Source organism: Palaeococcus sp. (in: euryarchaeotes) (assembly GCF_053987695.1).
On record NZ_JBMXHE010000077.1, the window covers coordinates 1 to 18477 of the forward strand.

At 45.7% G+C, this 18477-nt stretch carries 25 protein-coding genes; 7 read left to right on the plus strand and 18 right to left on the minus strand.

Annotation, left to right across the window (positions count from 1 at the left end; genetic code table 11):
* From ACXJGZ_RS06460 to cdr, 6 genes are all read left to right on the plus strand, one after another.
* Positions 1-859, plus strand: an 859-nt coding sequence (locus tag ACXJGZ_RS06460) for an SPFH domain-containing protein (RefSeq protein WP_456398687.1), incomplete at its 5' end; no start/stop codon positions are given.
* Between the two features lie 13 nt (positions 860-872).
* The gene (locus ACXJGZ_RS06465; RefSeq protein ID WP_456398688.1) at positions 873-1289 is read left to right on the plus strand and encodes an NfeD family protein; all 417 of its coding nucleotides are present in this window, start codon (positions 873-875) and stop codon (positions 1287-1289) included.
* A 39-nt stretch (positions 1290-1328) separates the two neighbouring features.
* Positions 1329-1631 (plus strand): DUF424 domain-containing protein, encoded by a 303-nt coding sequence (locus ACXJGZ_RS06470; protein WP_456321616.1) that lies wholly within the window; start codon positions 1329-1331, stop codon positions 1629-1631.
* Between the two features lie 5 nt (positions 1632-1636).
* Positions 1637-2797, plus strand: coding sequence for a 60S ribosomal export protein NMD3 (locus tag ACXJGZ_RS06475; RefSeq protein WP_456398718.1), 1161 nt, complete (start codon positions 1637-1639; stop codon positions 2795-2797).
* 39 nt (positions 2798-2836) lie between these two features.
* Positions 2837-3904 carry a DUF1464 family protein gene (locus tag ACXJGZ_RS06480; RefSeq protein WP_456398690.1) on the plus strand — a complete coding sequence of 356 codons (1068 nt, stop codon included), beginning with the start codon at positions 2837-2839 and terminating at the stop codon, positions 3902-3904.
* A gap of 47 nt (positions 3905-3951) precedes the next feature.
* The gene (cdr, locus tag ACXJGZ_RS06485; RefSeq protein WP_456398691.1) at positions 3952-5280 is read left to right on the plus strand and encodes a CoA-disulfide reductase; all 1329 of its coding nucleotides are present in this window, start codon (positions 3952-3954) and stop codon (positions 5278-5280) included.
* Between the two features lie 26 nt (positions 5281-5306).
* Here cdr and ACXJGZ_RS06490 read toward each other — a convergent pair whose 3' ends face one another.
* From ACXJGZ_RS06490 to ACXJGZ_RS06505, 4 genes are all read right to left on the minus strand, one after another.
* Entirely contained in the window at positions 5307-6134 is an 828-nt protein-coding gene (locus ACXJGZ_RS06490) for a hypothetical protein (RefSeq protein WP_456398692.1), read from the minus strand.
* Complete coding sequence (locus ACXJGZ_RS06495; RefSeq protein ID WP_456398693.1) at positions 6135-6410, minus strand: hypothetical protein; 276 nt, start codon at positions 6408-6410, stop codon at positions 6135-6137.
* A 66-nt stretch (positions 6411-6476) separates the two neighbouring features.
* Positions 6477-7655 carry a hypothetical protein gene (locus ACXJGZ_RS06500; RefSeq protein ID WP_456398694.1) on the minus strand — a complete coding sequence of 393 codons (1179 nt, stop codon included), beginning with the start codon at positions 7653-7655 and terminating at the stop codon, positions 6477-6479.
* A 300-nt stretch (positions 7656-7955) separates the two neighbouring features.
* Entirely contained in the window at positions 7956-9152 is a 1197-nt protein-coding gene (locus tag ACXJGZ_RS06505; RefSeq protein ID WP_456320709.1) for a cysteine desulfurase, read from the minus strand.
* A gap of 193 nt (positions 9153-9345) precedes the next feature.
* Here ACXJGZ_RS06505 and ACXJGZ_RS06510 point away from each other — a divergent pair, with 193 nt between their 5' ends.
* Entirely contained in the window at positions 9346-10047 is a 702-nt protein-coding gene (locus tag ACXJGZ_RS06510) for a SagB/ThcOx family dehydrogenase (RefSeq protein WP_456398695.1), read from the plus strand.
* A gap of 12 nt (positions 10048-10059) precedes the next feature.
* On the opposite strand, the gene ACXJGZ_RS06515 is transcribed toward ACXJGZ_RS06510, so the two are convergent.
* From ACXJGZ_RS06515 to ACXJGZ_RS06580, 14 genes are read right to left on the minus strand one after another with little or no spacing between them, the layout of a single operon-like run.
* Positions 10060-10521, minus strand: coding sequence for a 4Fe-4S dicluster domain-containing protein (locus tag ACXJGZ_RS06515; RefSeq protein WP_293255548.1), 462 nt, complete (start codon positions 10519-10521; stop codon positions 10060-10062).
* 3 nt (positions 10522-10524) lie between these two features.
* Positions 10525-11490: a respiratory chain complex I subunit 1 family protein gene (locus ACXJGZ_RS06520; protein ID WP_456398696.1), complete on the minus strand. Its 966-nt coding sequence runs from the start codon at positions 11488-11490 to the stop codon at positions 10525-10527.
* On the minus strand, positions 11487-12725 hold the full coding sequence (locus tag ACXJGZ_RS06525) for a hydrogenase large subunit (protein ID WP_293255554.1): 1239 nt from the start codon (positions 12723-12725) through the stop codon (positions 11487-11489). Before ACXJGZ_RS06525 ends, ACXJGZ_RS06520 begins: the two co-directional genes overlap by 4 nt.
* Positions 12722-13270 (minus strand): NADH-quinone oxidoreductase subunit C, encoded by a 549-nt coding sequence (locus ACXJGZ_RS06530; RefSeq protein ID WP_456320688.1) that lies wholly within the window; start codon positions 13268-13270, stop codon positions 12722-12724. Before ACXJGZ_RS06530 ends, ACXJGZ_RS06525 begins: the two co-directional genes overlap by 4 nt.
* Positions 13267-13710 (minus strand): NADH-quinone oxidoreductase subunit B family protein, encoded by a 444-nt coding sequence (locus ACXJGZ_RS06535; protein ID WP_293255560.1) that lies wholly within the window; start codon positions 13708-13710, stop codon positions 13267-13269. Before ACXJGZ_RS06535 ends, ACXJGZ_RS06530 begins: the two co-directional genes overlap by 4 nt.
* Before the next feature lies 1 nt (position 13711).
* Positions 13712-14053 (minus strand): membrane-bound hydrogenase complex subunit MbhI, encoded by a 342-nt coding sequence (gene mbhI, locus ACXJGZ_RS06540; RefSeq protein ID WP_456398697.1) that lies wholly within the window; start codon positions 14051-14053, stop codon positions 13712-13714.
* Complete coding sequence (locus ACXJGZ_RS06545) at positions 14050-15600, minus strand: proton-conducting transporter transmembrane domain-containing protein (RefSeq protein WP_456320690.1); 1551 nt, start codon at positions 15598-15600, stop codon at positions 14050-14052. Before ACXJGZ_RS06545 ends, mbhI begins: the two co-directional genes overlap by 4 nt.
* Positions 15597-15965 carry a sodium:proton antiporter gene (locus tag ACXJGZ_RS06550; protein ID WP_293255224.1) on the minus strand — a complete coding sequence of 123 codons (369 nt, stop codon included), beginning with the start codon at positions 15963-15965 and terminating at the stop codon, positions 15597-15599. Before ACXJGZ_RS06550 ends, ACXJGZ_RS06545 begins: the two co-directional genes overlap by 4 nt.
* A complete protein-coding gene (locus ACXJGZ_RS06555) occupies positions 15955-16422 on the minus strand; it encodes an MnhB domain-containing protein (protein ID WP_456320691.1) in 468 nt (155 codons plus the stop codon). Before ACXJGZ_RS06555 ends, ACXJGZ_RS06550 begins: the two co-directional genes overlap by 11 nt.
* Positions 16419-16694: a hydrogen gas-evolving membrane-bound hydrogenase subunit E gene (gene mbhE / locus ACXJGZ_RS06560; protein ID WP_456320692.1), complete on the minus strand. Its 276-nt coding sequence runs from the start codon at positions 16692-16694 to the stop codon at positions 16419-16421. The genes ACXJGZ_RS06555 and mbhE overlap by 4 nt, the downstream gene beginning before the upstream one ends.
* Positions 16691-16954: a hydrogenase subunit MbhD domain-containing protein gene (locus ACXJGZ_RS06565; RefSeq protein ID WP_293255233.1), complete on the minus strand. Its 264-nt coding sequence runs from the start codon at positions 16952-16954 to the stop codon at positions 16691-16693. Before ACXJGZ_RS06565 ends, mbhE begins: the two co-directional genes overlap by 4 nt.
* Positions 16951-17301 (minus strand): monovalent cation/H(+) antiporter subunit G, encoded by a 351-nt coding sequence (gene mnhG / locus ACXJGZ_RS06570; protein WP_293255235.1) that lies wholly within the window; start codon positions 17299-17301, stop codon positions 16951-16953. Before mnhG ends, ACXJGZ_RS06565 begins: the two co-directional genes overlap by 4 nt.
* Entirely contained in the window at positions 17298-17597 is a 300-nt protein-coding gene (locus ACXJGZ_RS06575; protein ID WP_293255238.1) for a cation:proton antiporter, read from the minus strand. The genes mnhG and ACXJGZ_RS06575 overlap by 4 nt, the downstream gene beginning before the upstream one ends.
* Positions 17594-18097, minus strand: coding sequence for a Na+/H+ antiporter subunit E (locus ACXJGZ_RS06580; RefSeq protein ID WP_456320694.1), 504 nt, complete (start codon positions 18095-18097; stop codon positions 17594-17596). The genes ACXJGZ_RS06575 and ACXJGZ_RS06580 overlap by 4 nt, the downstream gene beginning before the upstream one ends.
* Positions 18098-18477 lie beyond the last annotated feature (380 nt).

Here is an 18477-nt window from a genome sequence, read left to right on the forward strand (position 1 = left end):
TGCAATAGTTATACTGGGTCTGTTTTTACTCATAATGCTGGTTTTGAGCGTAAAAGTAATAAGACCTTACCAGAAAGGGCTCGTAGAAAGGCTCGGGAAGTTCAACCGCATCCTAGAGCCGGGGATACACTTCATAGTGCCATTTATGGAGACTGTTAAAAAGGTTGACATGAGGGAGCATGTCATCGATGTCCCTCCCCAGGAGGTCATATGTAAGGACAACGTCGTTGTTACTGTAGATGCCGTGGTGTACTATCAAATCATGGATCCCTTGAAGGTAACGTACAACGTGAGCAACTTCCTCATGGCAATAATCAAACTGGCACAGACTAATCTGAGGGCAATAATAGGTGAGATGGAGCTCGACGAAACCTTGAGCGGCAGGGACATTATTAACGCGCGCCTTAGGGAAGAATTAGATAAAATCACGGACAGATGGGGTGTAAAAGTTACAAGAGTCGAGATACAGAGAATTGACCCGCCAAGGGATATCCAAGAGGCAATGGCCAAGCAGATGACAGCCGAGCGTGAGAAGAGAGCAATGGTTCTAATCGCAGAGGGTGAAAGGGAGAGCGCTATAAAGAAGGCGGAAGGTGAGAAGCAGGCTGCCATATTAAGAGCAGAAGGTGAAAAGCAGAGGCAGATTTTGGTTGCCGAAGGTCAGGCAGAGGCCATTAGAAAAGTCCTTGAAGCCCTTAAGCTGGCGGATGAAAAATATTTGACTCTCCAATACATTGAGAGGCTCCCCGAATTAGGAAAACAAGGAAACCTCATAGTGCCCTATGACACCGAATCTCTAATAGGTCTCCTGAGAGTTCTTCAGAAGGTGGGGGAGAGAAGCCAGGAGAACAAAGAGTAAAACGGTGAGCACTATGGACTACCTCCCCATTTTACTTTTAATTTTGGGGCTTCTCATAATAGTGTTCGACATGATGATTGCAGCATTTATAACGCCAATTGGAATGGCATTTGCCGCACTGGGTCTGCTGCTAGCGCTTAATATTGATTTTAACGTGGCATTCATAATCTCTTTAATCGTTGCAGTCGTGAGCTACCAGCTCTTTGCGCGCTTCATAAGGAAGGGAACGGAGGACATTGGAAAGCCAAAATACACATTCGAGCTGAAGGGAAAGAGAGGAAAAGTCAGAGAGATAAAAGGAGATGAAGTGTGGGTTGAATTGGAAGGTGAAGTTTGGCTCTCAAAGCCCCTAAATGAAGTCAAAGAAGGCGATGAAGTGGTTGTTGTCGATACGAACGGCATAAAGTTAATCGTCAAAAAACTTGATTAGTTTTTTAAACTTTCTCTGCTATTCTTAACCGGTGGTTCAATGGCGATTTACGTTAAGGTTTATCATGTTCAGGGAGAGGTTTTGGTGGCTGCGTGTGATGAGAATCTGCTTGGAAAGACGTTTAGGGAAGGGGAGTTGAAATTAGAGGTAAAGGAGAGATTCTATAAAGGAGAACTTAGGGAAGTTGAAGAGCTAAAGGCTCTTTTAAGTGAGGCCACCATAGCAAATCTGGTCGGGGAGGAATGCGTGGGAAAAGCTGTTGAACTTGGATATGTTGATAAAGACAGGATTTTAAGGATAGAGGGAGTTCCTCATGCCCAAATAGCCAAAATGATGTGGTGAGCGAGATGGGAGAGCGCTTCTGTTACATGTGTGGAATAAGCGAAGATGAAGGAGGGCCTCTGATAGATGGGCTCTGTCAGGTGTGCTTTAGGAAGGAAAATCCCGTGCTTTTGATGGAGAACGAGATAAACACGGAGCTCTGCCAGAACTGCGGGAGCTATAAAAAGGGGGGCGTCTGGGTTGATCCCCAAAGCTACGAGCTTGATGAGCTTATCTTTGAAGTTGCGGATAATGCCCTCTTAGAGAGTATCTCCATGGAGGAGAGGGTGAAGGATATAAAGATCGTGGGAAAGGAGGAACTTGAGAAATGTGAAAACCTCGAAGTTGGTGAAGCTCTTATAAGTTTTGAGCCAGTTGACTGGCACATAGAGCACTTCCCGGCGATTATAACGTATGAGATTGATGTTAAAGCCAGAATTCACGAACTTCAAAGAGAGCTCCACCACGAAAAGAAGGAAGTTGTCGTTTATGTGAGGCAAACAATATGTCCGAGGTGCCAGAAATTCCTTGGGGGATATTTTGAGGCTATACTTCAGGTTAGAGCAGAGGAGAGGAAGCTTGGAAGAGAGGAGAGAGACGAGATAACAAAGCTCGTAGAGCAAAAAGTTGATGAGATTATGAGGAGAGACAGGATGGGATTTATACAGGATTCCATAGAGCTCGAAGAAGGTATTGACTTCTACATGGGATCAACAAAGGCAGCCCGGAAGCTCGCCCAAGCTATTAAAGAGCGGTACGGTGGAAGCATAAGCGAAGCCTACCAGCTTATAGGTCAGGATAGGATGAGAAGCAAAGGTGTGCATAGAACGAGCGTGAGGATTCGCCTGCCCAAGTTCGTGAAAGGAGATATTGTAAGGGATAAAAAGGGAAATATCTACGAGGTTGAAAGGATCGATGGAAAGGGGATGGAGCTCATGAACCTCAAAACTCTGGAGAGCGAGCACAAGGACTGGAAAACCATAAAGAGGGATGATGTGGACACAGTGGAGCACGAAAAGATGAATGCAATGGTGACGAGCATAACACCCGAAGAAGCCCAGTTTATGGACATGAGAACGTACGAAACGTTTGAGATGGAGAAGCCAAAAATGGAGCTCAAAGAGGGAGAGGTCTACCCTCTGGTAAAGGTCAAAGGAAGGTACTATGTTAGAAAAAAGCGGGATTAAATTTATAATTCTTTTCTTCCCTCTACCTCCGGTGGTCAAATGAGGGTTATAGGCGTTGATCCGGGAACGAGGAGCTTTGATGTGATAGGGCTTGAAGATGGGAGGATAAGGCTTGATTTGAGCTTTTCAAGTGAAGTTGTGGCAGAAGATCCGGGCAGGATTGTTAGAAGCATTGAGGAGTTCAACGCGGATATAATAATAGGACCCTCCGGGTACGGAATCCCGCTCAAACATATAAGTGAGATCAACGAGAGGGATAGGTTTGAGATGACGCTGGTTCGGGAGGAGGAAATGAAGAAAATTCCTGTCCTGATAGGTCTTCAAGAGATGGTAAGCGAGATGGCACAGAAGGGAATGAATGTGTGGTTTATCCCGGGCATAATTCACCTTCCAACCGTTCCCGAATGGAGAAAATACAACAAAATTGATATGGGGACTGCGGATAAAATGGCCATAACCCTTCTGGGAATCTATGATCAATCAAATCGTTTGGGAATTCCCTATGGGGATGTTTCGTTCGCCCTTCTTGAGGTTGGTTTTGGATATAACTTCGCCGGCGCTGTCGATAAGGGGAGGATAGTCGAGGGTATTGGAGGAACGATCTTTCCGGGTCCTGCATTTGTAAACAGCGGAGCCCTGGATGGAGAGGTCGCCTATTTAATGGGGGAAATCAAGAAATGGCACCTGTTCTGGGGAGGTGCATCCATAATAGCGGCAGATGAAATTTTAACTCCCGAAAAATTCGTCGAGAGGCTTGATGAGGAACCCTTTGCCAGGGCATGGGAAGCCATGAAGGATGGATTTTTGAAAGCAATAGCCAGCGAGCTCGCCATAATCAAGAAGCCGAGGGAGATACTTCTCTCGGGAAGACTTATGCGCATAGAGAAACTTAGAAAAGATGTTAAAGATTTGTTTGAGGAGCGTTTTGATATCCCTGTTGTTAAACAGAAGGGCCTTGAAGGAAAAGCCAAGGAAGCGGCGCAGGGGAGTGCGATAATTGGAGATGGACTCCTCGGAGGAAAATTTAAGGATTTAGTGGAACACGTTGAGATAAGGAAAGCCCGGGGGAGCGTTTTGGATTATGTGAAGCTTCCCCTGAAAGTTTAAATTTTGCCACTACTTTTTTAACCTTTGGTTAACAACTTTTCCCGGTGGTGAAAATGAAACGTGTTGTTATCATAGGAGGAGGAGCTGCGGGAATGAGTGCCGCTTCCCGCATCAAGCGACTGAAACCTGAGTGGGATGTTAAGGTTTTTGAAGCGACGGAATGGGTTAGCCACGCCCCGTGTGGCGTTCCCTACGTTGTCGAGGGGATTTCACCGAAGGAAAAGCTCATGCACTATCCTCCCGAATTTTTCATAGAGAAGAGGGGCATAGATCTCCACATAAATGCGGAGGTCGTGGAGGTCGAGCAGGGCGAAGTTAGGGTTAGGGAAAAGGGGGAAGAAAGAGAATATGGGTGGGACTACCTGGTTTTCGCAAACGGCGCATCTCCCCAAGTTCCAGCTCTAAAGGGCTGTGAGCTTGAGGGAATATTCACCGCCGACCTTCCTCCAGATGCCGTTGCAATAAGGGAGTACATGGAAAAGCATAAAGTTGAGGATGTCGCAGTTATCGGAACGGGATATATAGCCCTGGAGATGGCGGAGGCATTTGCGGCTCAGGGAAAGAACGTAACACTAATAGGAAGAAGCGAGCGCGTCCTGAGGAAGACCTTTGACAAAGAGATAACAGAGATAGTGGAGGAAAAACTAAAGGAGCATCTAAATTTAAGGTTGGAGGAACTCACACGGGGTTTTGAAGGAAATGAAAGAGTCGAGAAGGTCATCACGGATGAAGGGGAATACAGGGCAGATCTCGTTATAATAGCTACCGGAATAAAACCCAATATAGAGCTCGCAAAGGAACTTGGTGTTAGAATAGGTGAGACCGGAGCGATATGGACCAATGAAAGGATGCAGACGAGCGTGGAGAACGTCTATGCAGCTGGAGATGTTGCGGAGACGAAACATTTAATAACGGGACGTAGGGTCTGGATACCATTAGCTCCGCCAGGCAATAAGATGGGTTATGTGGCGGGAAGTAACATAGCTGGAGTTGAAATAACTTTTCCAGGCGTTCTTGGAACTTCCATAACCAAGTTCATGGATCTGGAAATCGGAAAGGTTGGGCTCACGGAGCAGGAGGCGCTGAAAGAGGGCTATGACGTTAAGAGTGCATTTATAAAAGCGGGGACAAAACCACATTATTATCCCGGATCAAAGAGAATATGGCTTAAAGCTGTTATTGACAAGGAAAGCAAGAAGCTTTTAGGACTTCAAGCTGTTGGAGCGGAGATACTCCCGAGGATAGATGCCTTTGCAATTGCGATTCAAGCAGGCTTCACGACAAAAGAACTTTTCTTTGCGGATTTAGCCTACGCACCACCATTCGCCCCGGTCTGGGATCCGCTTATAGTGCTTGCGAGAGTTCTGAAATTCTAAATTCTGAAGTTCTAAAGTTCTAAATTCTAAATTCCAACTTTTCCCTTTCCCTTTTTCCATGCCTTCCATATTAAATTGGCTCCATCCGTTGGTTCCAGAAGGTTATCATCGGCTAGCTTTAAAAAGAAGTCAAGGGCTGCCCTTTTGTCCAGATGGGTGTATGCAGGGAACCTGAAGCCAAATATGTGTTTGATCCTAAAGTGGGGAATTTGAAGGAGACGCATAGGGTTTATTAATGCCATATCTCCGGCAAATTTAACCCCAAAGGAAAAATCGGCTATGATTATTCTCAAATCCCTCTCCTCCGCGATTCCCAGGAGCTTCTCCTCATCGGGAAAGAATATCTCTCTCGGAGTGCCCTCTATCGGCTCATACTCCAGATGGGGGAAGGAATGGCGTATTCCAACTTTTAAAGGCTCCAATCCAAAAGCTCTGGCAAAGCCAACTAGGGCATCGGCATACACGCTCAAAAATACGAGGGCTTTTCCATTATTTTTGATCTCGGGCCATCTCATTGGGGGATAGTTGAGTTCGGCCTTCAGCAGTGGGATTAAAAACTCCAGGAAAGTCCCTTCTATCAGGTTCATATTTTTTTCAAGTTCCCGCTTTCTTAAAAGGAGATCCAAATTCGAATAGACGGTAATCTGCTTTACACCTAGCTTCTCTTTGAGCTTCCCAATTACAAAGCTGTTCCCGATTATGGCACTTTTATCAGCTCTATCCTGCCCTATTATGAATAACCTGCCCTCGCTTTCATCATAGATAACGTCCTCTATCACAAAGGGAACAACTTCAAAGCCGTTCTCTCTTCTAATCCTCTCTATCTCCCTCTTCAGCTCTTCAGGAGCGAACACTCAGCTCACCTTATAACCAGCCATGCACTCGTAGATTTCCAGTGCGATTTCTAGGGCTTCCTCCTTATCGTTCGTGTCCTTAATTATTACTTTGCCACTCGGAAATATGCTTATGTCGTAAGTCTTCCTCACTAGAGCCAAAAAGCGTGTAACCCGCTTTATTTGATAGCCTTTCCTAGCAAGGCACTCGCAAACCTCCTCCAAATCCAGATCAAACTTTTCCTCAGGGATTATATTTATGGCCTTCATGCTCGTGCACGGCTTCGCTATCAGCATAATATCACCATAGAAAGATTATGAAAGAATATTCATAAAGATTTGGGAAAAAGGGAAAAAGAAAGTTCATGCATGCCAGAGGATGAACTCATCAACCCTGTGAAGCATATCCAGAGCAATCGCAAAGTGTGCTTTGGCTTGCATTGGTTTTTTGTGCTTCAAGAGCCCAATGCCGAGTCTAGTTTCCTGTACAGCAACTTTAAGTTGAAGCTGGGCTTTTCTGGTATCAACTCCTTCCTTTTTGAGCTCCTTAAGTGCCTTTCCATCCTTCTGGATCCTGCTGTTAAGCTCCCTGAGAAATGCCTTTACATCCTTGATTTTTTCCTCAACCTGCCGCTCATAGGCTTTTCTCTGTATAAAGCTCACTGCCTTTGAAAACTCCCTAATAGTTTCGCTGTTTTCTTGAATAACGCTCAAAGCATCCTCCCACTTCTCTTCCTGTGCAAGCCCGTTTACCTCATCATATATCGCTTTTACTTGCTCCGTCAGATTTTCGAGCCTGCTTACATCCATTCCCTTCTCCTTTCCAAACTCTATAGCCTTATCCGCTATTGTTATCCCTTTCTCTGTTTTACTTAAGAACACTTTAACCACTTTGTCTGCATTTTCATAGGCAAGCTGCTCCTTTAAATTCTTAAGCTGCTCATCAAGCATGGCTTTCTTCTCCCTTGCAACTTGTAAATCCTCCTGCGCTTTTGCAAAGTCTTTTGCCCTTATGTCCTCAAGCACGGATTTGTATGCTTCTCTGGTCTCATTAAGGAGCTCGGGAGCATTTCCTACGTCAATACCTTGCTTCTGTGCAACGATTATTATATGTTCTGCCATTTTGAAGTAGCCCTCCATTCTTTTGACTTCCTCAAAAAGTCTGTCCCGCAGATTCTCTCTACCTTCCTTGAGGCTCTCGAGGACTACCCTGTAATGATGCATTGCGGTCAGCCCGTCCAGTATTGTGGTGTAATAGTCGCCGTTCTCATAGGCGCCCATGGCACTATCCTTGTACTGCTCGGCTAGCGTATAATGCTCCATGATACTCGAGTTCTCGGGAAGTGTTATGTTGCTCATTAATCTCTCGGTTATTGTGCTTAGTTTTGTAAGGGTATCCACAATATGTTCGGCTATAGTCTGTTCTTGAGTTGCGTTGTCGATCTCCGAAGGCACGCTCGTATTTTCATCCGCAAGGCTCAAACCCGCCGGGATGAGGCTCCCGACGAGCAACCCTATCAACACCCAGACCTTCCATCTCATATGGATCACCGATTAGAAGTAGGATTTTCATCTATTTTAGGAACCCGGTGAAAAGAACGTTTCAAATCGTTCCAGAGGCGAACAGAGAAAGATAAATGGTGCAATTTTTAAAAATACGAAATGTACAGGAAAAACAGAAGTTTTAAACGACAGAAAACCTGAGTCCGCTAAAACTTCCTCAAAACGCGCTTCATATAAGCGGTGTTATCTTCCAGGATTTGCTCTGATCTGCAATCTTCAAGATTTGAATGCAAGAATCCGTAGTACGTTCGAAGATATTCGAAAAAAGCAAAGAAAAGACTAACGCAAGCTCTTAACGAGCTCCTCCATGACGCTCAAGAAGGTTTCAACCTCCTCAAGGCTGTTGTAGACGTGGAACGAAGCTCTAACTGTTCCGTTTATGCCAAGCTTCTTCATAACGGGCAGAGCACAGTGGTGACCGGAGCGCACCATGATTTTGTGCTCATCCAAGACGGCGGCGACGTCATGAGGGTGAAGCGGGGGAACGTTGAAGCTCACAACGCCGGCGTGCTTTTTAAGGTCTCTCGGGCCATACCATGGAACTTCAAGCTCGGTTAAGCCTTCTGTGATGCGCTTCACAAGTTTGTGCTCCTGCCTTTCGATTTTATCGAGCCCGATCTTTTCAACATACTTTATTCCAGCAGCGAGACCTATTGCTCCACCTATATTTGGAGTGCCCGCCTCATAACGTTCTGGAGGTTGAGTAAGTGTGTACTCCCCTAGACTAACATCTTCAATCGTTCCACCGCCTATCAGTGGTGGCTCAAATGTGTCGAAGAACTCCTCCCTTATGTAGAGCACACCTATTCCCGTGGGCCCCAGGGGGCCCTTGTGGCCCGAGAATGCCAGAAAGTCAGCGTGGAGCTTGTTAACATCCACCTCCATGTGACCGACGCTCTGGGCGGCATCCACCACGAATATGGCACCTTCCTCCTTTGCCATCCTCCCGAGCTCTTCCACCTCGTGGATGACACCGAGGGCGTTGGAGACATGCTGGACAGCGATGAGCTTAGCCCCTTTAATTTTCTTTTCAGCATCGGCCAGATCAAGGTTGCCCTCATCGTCGCCCTCTATGAACTCAAGCTTGAGACCGAGCCTTTCAGCAAGCCTCTGCCAAGGGAGTAAATCAGAGTGGTGCTCATAGGGAGTGGTGACTATTTTATCTCCCTTTTTGAAAACTCCCTCAAGCCCGAGAGCAGCCATGTTTAAGCTTTCACTCGTGTTCTTTGTGAAAACTATCTCCTCAAACTTTGCACCTATGAATTTGGCAACAATTTCCCTCGATTCTTCATATTCGTGAGTTGCCTTTTGGGAGAGACGGTGAACTCCTCTATGCACGTTAGCTCTGTATTTTAGATAATATTCATCCATGGCTTCGATTACAGGGATGGGCGTTAGGGAAGTTGCCGTGTTATCGAAGTATATTACCTCCCGGGTAAGTGGTATGTCCTTTCTAACGTCTTCTGGGATTTTCACGAGAATCACCATTCATGAATTCAGCAAGTGGGTATATATCCTTTTCTGGACAGGTTTAGGTAGTGTTAGAAAGAGAATGCTTTTGATAATGCTCGTAAAAAAGGATAAAACTGTACACATATCGCAATTATACCGGATTTATGAAATGCGTAAGCTTCAAAGACTTAAATAGGATGAAAGATAATTCATAAACATGGAACACAAAAAAATTGTATATGTGGTGGTAGTTGTGATCATTCTGTTTTCTGTCCTATTCCTGTACGAGCCAATTGAAAAGAGGAAAAAAGCGGAATATAGTGGTGAGGTCATAAAGTTGCCCGAACCGAGGCTTAAAGGGGAAATGAGTGTTGAAGAGGCAATAGCCAAAAGGAGAAGTATAAGAACATACAAAAATAAACCCCTAACTTTAGAGGAACTTTCACAGCTCTTATGGGCATCTCAGGGAATAACCGAAGAGAAAAGAAAGTTCAGAAGCGCACCGAGTGCCGGTGCAACATATCCCTTTGAAATCTACATTGTGGTGGGAAACGTGGAAGGAGTGAAGGCGGGGATCTATCACTATGATCCCTTCGAGCACACAATAGCCCTCATTGAGGAAGGAGACTTTAGAAAGGCTCTTCAAAAGGCAGCCTTGGATCAGGAATGGGTGGGAAAAGCCGCCGTTGATATTATTTTGGTCGCATTCTATGAGAGGACCACAAACTATTACGGTGAGAGGGGTTACAGGTATGTTCATATGGAAGCGGGACATATTGGAGAGAACATATATTTAGAAGCAACAGCCCTCGGTCTTGGAACTGTGGCTGTTGGAGCATTTCACGATGAGCAGGTAGCGGAGGTCATAGGGACGGATGGAGTCCCTCTATACATATTCCCCGTTGGTCATGTGAGATAAAAGTTAAAGGGGTTAAAGGCCTTTTTCTTTGGCTTCGGGAGGCTCCTCTATGAGGTTGTCACTGTACTTGTCATAGTCCGCAAGGAGGAAGTCATTGCTCATACTGAGGGCTTTTACATTCTTCTCCTCCCCTGGAAACTTCTTTCCGGGGCATATGTCCACACAGAGCTGGCAGAACATGCACCTAGAAACATAGTGTCGTATCTTTCTAAGCTCGGGTATCCATTCCATTGCATCCGCAGGGCATACTTTTATACAGAGCTGGCAGCCTATGCATCTCTCGGGGTCGTAGTGTATCTTGCCTCTAAATCCTTCCTCTGGAAGGGGAACGGGAGGATTGATCTTAACTTCCCCTTTCTGCACCTTCTCGATTAGCTCGGTGACATTTTTGGGAGCGTGCTTCACTGGAAATGGATTTGTGAAAGGTTTTTTGACGACCTGCTTTAAGAGCACGAACATCATCTTGTTGACCATTCTTCACACCCCCATCCATACCAGTGCGAGTCCCACGAGGGCTATTATGTTCACGTAAACCCAAAAGATCCTGGAAGCCTGCTCAATTCTGAATCTTGCAAATGATGTTCTAACCAAGGTCACTGCAAGTAGATATACCACTAGAACCTTAAAGAGGAACCACAGGGCTTCAACAGTGTATAACGATGCTCCCGTTAAGTTTAGGTTAAATATTGAGCTCAGTGTAAAGGGTATGAAGAGAACCACTTCCAATGCCGCCATTGCAAAGCCTCTAACTGCATCTGAGAGATAGAACAAAGCGAGATTTCTTCCGCTGTATTCAGCTAACATACCTTCGGCTATTTCTGTCTCCGCCTCGGCAATATCGAAGGGAAGCTTGGCGAGCTCTGCTGGGGTAACTATAAGGAGTGCTATGAAAAGCATTATAACTCCCAAACCAGCTATAGGACCCACTATACTCCAAACGGGGGTTGAGGCTATTGTGGTCAATGAGAAGCTTCTGTAAATCAAGGCAAATCCCACTATAACCGTGGCCAGAGGCATTTCATAGCTCATCATTAGAACCATTTCTCTCTGAGCACCAACGGATGAGAAGGGACTTCCAGATGCAAAACCTCCAATTGCCATTGCAAGGGATTGCAGGGTCAGGAGATAGAGCACCACTATAAGATCCCCATATCCCTCCAGAGGTGCCTTTAAAACGCCAAAGGGTATGTAGAGGAGGAGGGTCATTGATGAAGCCAAAGCTATTAAGGGCATTGCGTTGAACAACCATGAGACGGCATTCTCTGGAACCACAGTCTCCTTGAGAAGGAGCTTTCCAACATCCCAGAAGGGCTGCCTTATTGGGGGCCCTATCCTCGAGGTGAGTCTCGCCGATACACGTCTATCAATACCCTTGTAAACCAGACCCATGAATATTCCCAGCACAGGGAACGCAAAGGCATATGCAAGGATATTAGGGGTCATTTTTTCACCCCCAGCTCTTTCTTAATCCTCATGGTTTTTTCAACCGCCATCCTGTGGAGTGTCGTACTATCCACTATTTTGCCGCTGGAGTCTCTAACCACGGCTATTCTATCGTTGCAGCACATGCATGGGTCGATGTACGCAACAACCACGGGAATATCCGCAACTTCAGCTCCCAAAAGCAGGGGAGCCCATGAGTTTATGTTATTATAGCTGGGTGCCACAACCTTCCAGACCGCCGGACCATCCCTGGTTCCATCATACTTGAAGTAGTGTATGACTTCACCTCTCGGCGCTTCATGGGCACCTATACCCTCACCCTTGGTTCTCTTTATCTTGCTCAGGAGAACAACGTAATTTGGAATTGCCATTATTTTTCCTTCGGGCAGGTTGTCAATGCAGTACTCTATTATGTCCACACTCTGATCAATCTCATATATTCTCACCAGAGTGGCATCGTAGGCATCTCCGTACACCTCTCCCACGATATCCTGAGGAACTATACCTCTAACCTCTATGTCCGCATAGGCATCATAGGGTATATCCTGTCTTATATCCATCCTTAAACCGGCAGCTCTTGCTGTTGGTCCTACTGCATTCACCTTAAGCGCCATTTCCTTTGAGAGCTGAGCAACTCCCCTTGTCCTAGCCTTATAGACCGGATCCGCTAAAAAGAGGTTCTTCATCTCTTGGTTAAAAATCCTGTAGTAATCTATCATCTCTTTGAGAGCTTTTATGTGGCTCTCCTTGAGATCCCTTCTAACTCCTCCAATCATGTACATGGAGTAGTTTATTCTGTTCCCGCTTATGAGCTCCAGGACATCGAGCACCTTCTCCCTTCCTTTCCATGTCCAGAAGAGGAGAGAATCAAAGCCTACCTCGTGGGCGACCACTCCAAGCCAGAGTATGTGCGAGTGTATTCTCTCGAGTTCTGCAATTATCGTTCTAATGTACTGTGCCCTTGGAGGTGCCTCAATACCAAGTGCCTTTTCACTTCCAACAACAAATGCATATGGGTGCGAGATGGAACATATCCCGCATATTCTCTCCGAGAGATAGAGCGCTTGAATTGCATTCCTCTTCATTCCCATGTACTCAATTCCTCTGTGGGCAAATCCCCTCTTCACATCAACCTCAACTATCTTCTCTCCTTCAACCTTTGCTTCAACCCTTATCGGCTCCTTCAATGCAGGGTGAATTGGACCTATCGGAATGTAATATTGGCTCTTTGTCATTCTTTACCACCCCTAATCTCCTTGACGCTCTTGTGGGTGTGCTTAATCATGTCATCAACTCCAAACTCATCCCTTCTCCAAGGATACTTTCCTTCGGGCCAGTCATCCGGAAGGAAGAGATGCCTCTTCTTTTTAAGTCCTTCAAACTCAACACCAAGCATTTCTCTAATTTCACGTTCATTAGTCTCTGCACCCATCATGAGGTCCGTGATTGTTGGAAGAACAAGCTCACTCTTTGGAAGGGCAAGTTTAATTACCACACTGATCTCTTTCCCCGGTTGCCCATGAAAGAGTCCAAAGGAGTATATAACTTCGAGGTTTTCTCCTACATCTTCACCGGTTATAAAGTGTAAATGAGGGTAATCCAGCTTGAAAATTTCCTCCACAGCCTTCCTGAATGCTCCCCTATCAATTTTAATCCACACCTCAGAACATTCTCTCTTTCTTAATGCTCCTAGTGAATATGTTTTGATTTCCTGTTCAATCAAAGCATCCCCGAGAGAGTTCTTTAAAATATTCAGGATTTCTTCTGCCTTCAATGTCATTCTCCTCCCTCCAGCTGTTTCTCAAGCTTCTCAATTTTAAGCCATGCCTTCACTACCCCATCTATAATCGCTTCCGGTCTCGGCGGGCATCCGGGAACGTAAACATCAACGGGTATGATCTCGTCAATTGGGCCCACTAGGTTGTAGGAGTCGTAGAAGAGCCCACCACTCGTTCCACAGTTTCCTACGACCACAACCGCTTTAGGGTCGGACATCTGGTCATATATACGCCTTAATTTATCGGCAAAGTCCCTTGGAATTGCCCCTGTGACCAGGAGAACATCCGCATGCCTTGGACTCCCAACGAGTTTTATACCAAAGCGCTCTGCATCATAGCGAGGAGTTAGTGTGGCTATGATCTCGATATCGCATCCATTACATGAACCTCCTGAGGCATGGAAAACCCAGAGGGAACGTTTAAAGCTGTACAGTTTTCCCATTTCAAACACCTCCTACCAAGAGGAAGAGGATTATAGCTCCCACTCCAAGGTACCAGAGTATATAGTCCCTCATATCTCCTGTGTGCATTGTTTTCAAAACATCATAATAGCCCTTCAATGCCTCCAGGAATCCCCAGTAGATATCTCCAGCCCTGACCATTATCTCTTCCTTTGATGGTTCTGCATTACCGCTTAGATAGGGTTTCACCTGCTCGGTGTTCTTTTTGTAGCCCGGGTTTCCTCTGGCATATATTATGTAGCCTATGATGGCGAATATTATGAGGAAAGCTATCCAGAGCAGAGGATTCCAAAAGCCCGAAGGTGATAGTAAAGTGAAGTTCATGCTAGACCACCCCATGTCTGGTATTGAGCAAATTTGATTAGAGCATCAACTGCCGGATATACGAGCTTATCTAAGACGACGTTCGGGAACAGACCGAAGAGTATACATAGTGCTGCCAAGATAAGCATTGCAACTATCATTGGTTTTGGAACCTCCTTAGCGCCCTCAAACTTCTCCAGCGGTGGGCCCAAGAACGCCGAAGCAAACACTTTTACAAATGAAGCCAGTGTTAAGACACTCGTTACCATTGCAAAGACAGCCAGCAGAGGATTCAAGCGATATGAAGTTTCATATATCAGGAATTTGCTGGCAAATCCGTTAAATGGAGGCAGACCAGATATTGCGGCAGCGCCCACTATAAAGGCTATCGTCGTGTAGGGCATCTTTCTCGCAAGACCTCCCATTTTGTTTAGATCCCTCGTCCCCGTTACATAGAACAAAGCTCCTGCGGTCATTAGGAGAAGGCTCTTGTAGATGATATGGTTTATTATGTGGAACACTCCTCCAGCCATTGCATCCCTTCCATAGGAAGCGAGCGCCTGAGGATCGTGGAGCACCGTCAAGCCAACACCCACACCTAAGAGCATGTAGCCCGTCTGTGAGATAGCGTGATAACTCATGAGCCTCTTAACATCGTGCTGTACAAGCGCCATTGTAACTCCTATGAACATCGTTAGAACTCCAATTATGCTCATTGCCCAACCTACTCTCGCCATATTCCATGTTATTGTAGCAAACAGGCTAAAGCTCACCCTGAACAGTGCGTAGAGGCTTGCATACGTGGCAACCAGCAGGGGTGGATTTATACCCGCCGGAACTTCTGTATACGCATCGGGCACCCAGTAGTGCATCGGAACCGCACCGCACTTCATTGCAAATGATGTGAAGAGCAGACCGAGGGCAATCATGTCAACCGTGTTGAAGCCTATCTGCCTGCTCAGATAGGCCATGTTGAGGTTTCCATACTGTCCATAAAGGAGCCCAATTGAGAAGAGCACCATCAAAGATGCAACTGAACTGACTATTAGGTACTTAATTCCCGCTTCGCTTGCTTCTCCGCGGTAGTTCCTAAAGCCAACTAAAGCTGAACCTGCTATCCCCGCTATTTCAAGGAACACGAAGAGATTGAACAGATCTCCTGTGAGCACCATGCCGAGTATTCCGACCTCAAGCAGCTGAAGGAGGGCATAGTACTTTTCCAAGCCTGTTTCCATTTTAACATGGCTGTACGAGTAGAGAGCTCCAATGAAGGACATTAAAGTTGCGGAGATTGCCATGAATACTCCCATTGCGTCAATTTCAAACATTATCCTTATGGGGACCTTATAGCCCGATGGAAGCACTAGGTTAGCGTTATCGGCTCCAAAGACATACATCACTATTCCCTTATCCATAACCTCCTGAGCCAGGAGAAGGGATAGAATGACGCTTACACCCGTGATGATTATCGCCCAGAGGGAGGCTAGCTGATAGCGCTTCTTTAGCAGAGGTGTTGTAAATGCTCCAAATAGGGGAACGGCTATCATTAAAGCCGGTAAGTTGCTCATCCTCTCAACCTCCTCATTCTTGTAACGTCAAGGGTCCCATAGTGCTTGTAGAGGTTAACGGCAAAGGCAAGCATCAGAGCGGAGACGGCAACACCTATAACGATGCTCGTTAGTGTTAGTGCCTGAGGTGTCGGAAGCACCATATTGTTCAAGGATTCCTTTGGAGCGAGGGTGTAGATTGGAGCATATCCGCCTTTTGAATATCCTAAAGCCACTAGGAACATGTTCACTGCCCCTTCGAGGATCTCAACACCTATGACAACTTTTATCAGATTCCTCTTGAAGCCGATGGTGTAAAATCCCAGTGCCAAGAGCAGGGCAACCACGATAAACGGAAAGTTGATAGCCACTATGTCACCATTCATCTTCCTTCACCCCTAAAAGCAGAAAGAACACCAAAATTATGCTCGTAAGACCTGCTAAGACTTTCATACCTACAAATATGTTCATGTAGGAAAGTGTTCCTCCTGTGTTCAGATATCCCGGATTTATCCCTATGGGTGTTTTGCCTCCAAATAGGAAGCCGCTGTTCGCTATTACATTCTTGAAGAATGTGTATCCCATCAATCCAAGGGCAGCCATCCCGAGGAAACCAAGGGCGCCTATGCTTTCAAGGGCACTGAGGGGAACCTTCTCAAACCTCTTTTTAACAACCTCGTTCTCACAAGCCACTATCAAAAGTGCCAGACCGCTTGCAAAGACCGCACCTCCCTGGAAGCCACCACCCGGAGTGAGGTGTCCATGGAGTATGATGTAAGCACCAAAGACTAGTATCAAGGGGACTAAAATCCTCGTCGTAGTTTTGATAATTGTGGTTGTCATGAATTCACCCCCTTATAATGCCTCAGTGCCATTAAAACGCCAGCAACTGCTGTAAATAGAACCGTCGCTTCACCTAATGTATCGAAACCTCTGTAATCAAACACGACGCTCGTAACCACGTTGTTTGCAGAAGCTTCTTCTTGGGCATGAAATATGAAGTAGTCGTCCATCTCTCTATGAACGGGCTCCCCGAAGGGTCTTATGCTCATCGCCGCCGCCAATATGAAAAGTGTGAAGCTTATGAATGCAAAAAGTCCCAGTGCCTTTCTCATTCTATCACCTCCTCATCGGCGGTGTTCTTTATAGCCAGAAGATACATTGCCGTGGTCAAACAAGCCCCAACTCCGGCCTCTGCTATTGCCACGTCAGGTGCCTGCAGCACATAGAACTCCAGTGAGAGTATTAAACTAAAGACAGCCATTGATATTACGGCAGCGATTAAATTCTTGAACCGTATAGCGGCTCCTGCACTAATCAAAAGCCCAATGCCTATTAGAACTTGAAGCACCCAAAACAGATCGCCAAAGTTCATAATCTTCCCTCCAGCTCGTCTATAACTGCACCATATGGTCTTATACCCGATTTTCTGGCAGCTCTACCAATTGCGTGCGCTCCCACTGGATTTGTTAGGACGAGAAATATAACCACAAGCGCAGAGTGAATCGCAATTGTTATCCAAGCAGGGTCATGCTCCAGTTTCCAGGAGTAGATGGCGTAGGATATTGTTGCCAGCACTATGAATATTGTTCCGAACGTTGTGCATTTAGTTGAAGCATGTATCCTTGTGTAAACATCTGGAAATCTCAAAATCCCTACGCTGGCCAAAAAATTGAAGATAACTCCAATTGCCAGGAAAATTCCCACGATCCACTCTATCATACCGCCTCACCCTCGCATTCGCATGCCATTCCCACCCTCTTTCTTACCAGGTACCTTGCAATGTAGAGCGTGGCTATGTAGCTCAGGACTGCGTAAACCAAAGCAACATCTATGAAGACTGCCTGTTTGGTGATAACGCCATAAATGACCATTGCTCCTGCCGTTGTTGTCGTCATTGCATCCAAAGCAACGACCCTATCAGGTATCGTGGGCCCCACGAGGAGCCGGATTAACGTAAGCATGGCTGAAAACAGCAATATTATCAGAGCCCACATAAAACTCCCCATTGCGGTCATTCTCCAATCCTCCTTGCCCATTTTGGAAGATATCCACAGAGTTCTTCAGGTGAGGGCTTCTCTTTTCCTTTAGGAACATTAATCCAGTGAACATAGAAATTGCCCTCATCATCGATTTCAAGGGTAAATGTTCCTGGAGTAAGCGTGATGGAGTTCGCTAGCAGGACCTTGCTCTCATCTCTGGTTAAATTTGGTGAAATCTTCACTATTCCAGGTCTTATCTTGCCCGTTATGACCCTGTACGCAACATCGAAGTTTGCTTTTGCCATTGCAAAGAAAAATGGACCCAGTGCATAAACTATAAACAATATCCATCTCTTCGGATTGAAGAAGTAGCCGAGTTTTTCGTCCATGAGATTCCTTGTGGCGTATCCTATGACCGCTGCGATAATGACTCCCGCTATGAGTTCTGCTGGGCTCCATGCCAAGATGTCTCCCGAGCCTGCTGTAAGCACGAGGTAAACGATCAACGACCAAAGGAAGGATGCGGCAAATCCCATTTTCCCACCTCAACTTTAAGTTTTAAACCTATAGGAGACGTATTTTTCCCAAAGCTCAATTACTGGTTGAGGAAAACCTTATAAATAGGTTTCTAAAACAAAAGGTTAAAAACTATAAATTTGACAAAGATAAAGAGAATTTATCTTTACATAGAGCCAATGAAGGGGTCTACAATGAACATGAACAAATTTGGGGGCACAGAATAGTTCATTGGTGATTTGGAGAGAGCAGAAAGATGTTCGGAATTGCTCCCGTTTTCATGCAATGTTATTCGGGCAATGCCATCGCAAAAATGTAGAAAATTCGGAACAACGGGACAATTATGTTTTTTCATTCAGAGATATAGAAAAGACGAAGAAAATAAGGTGCAAAGTGCACA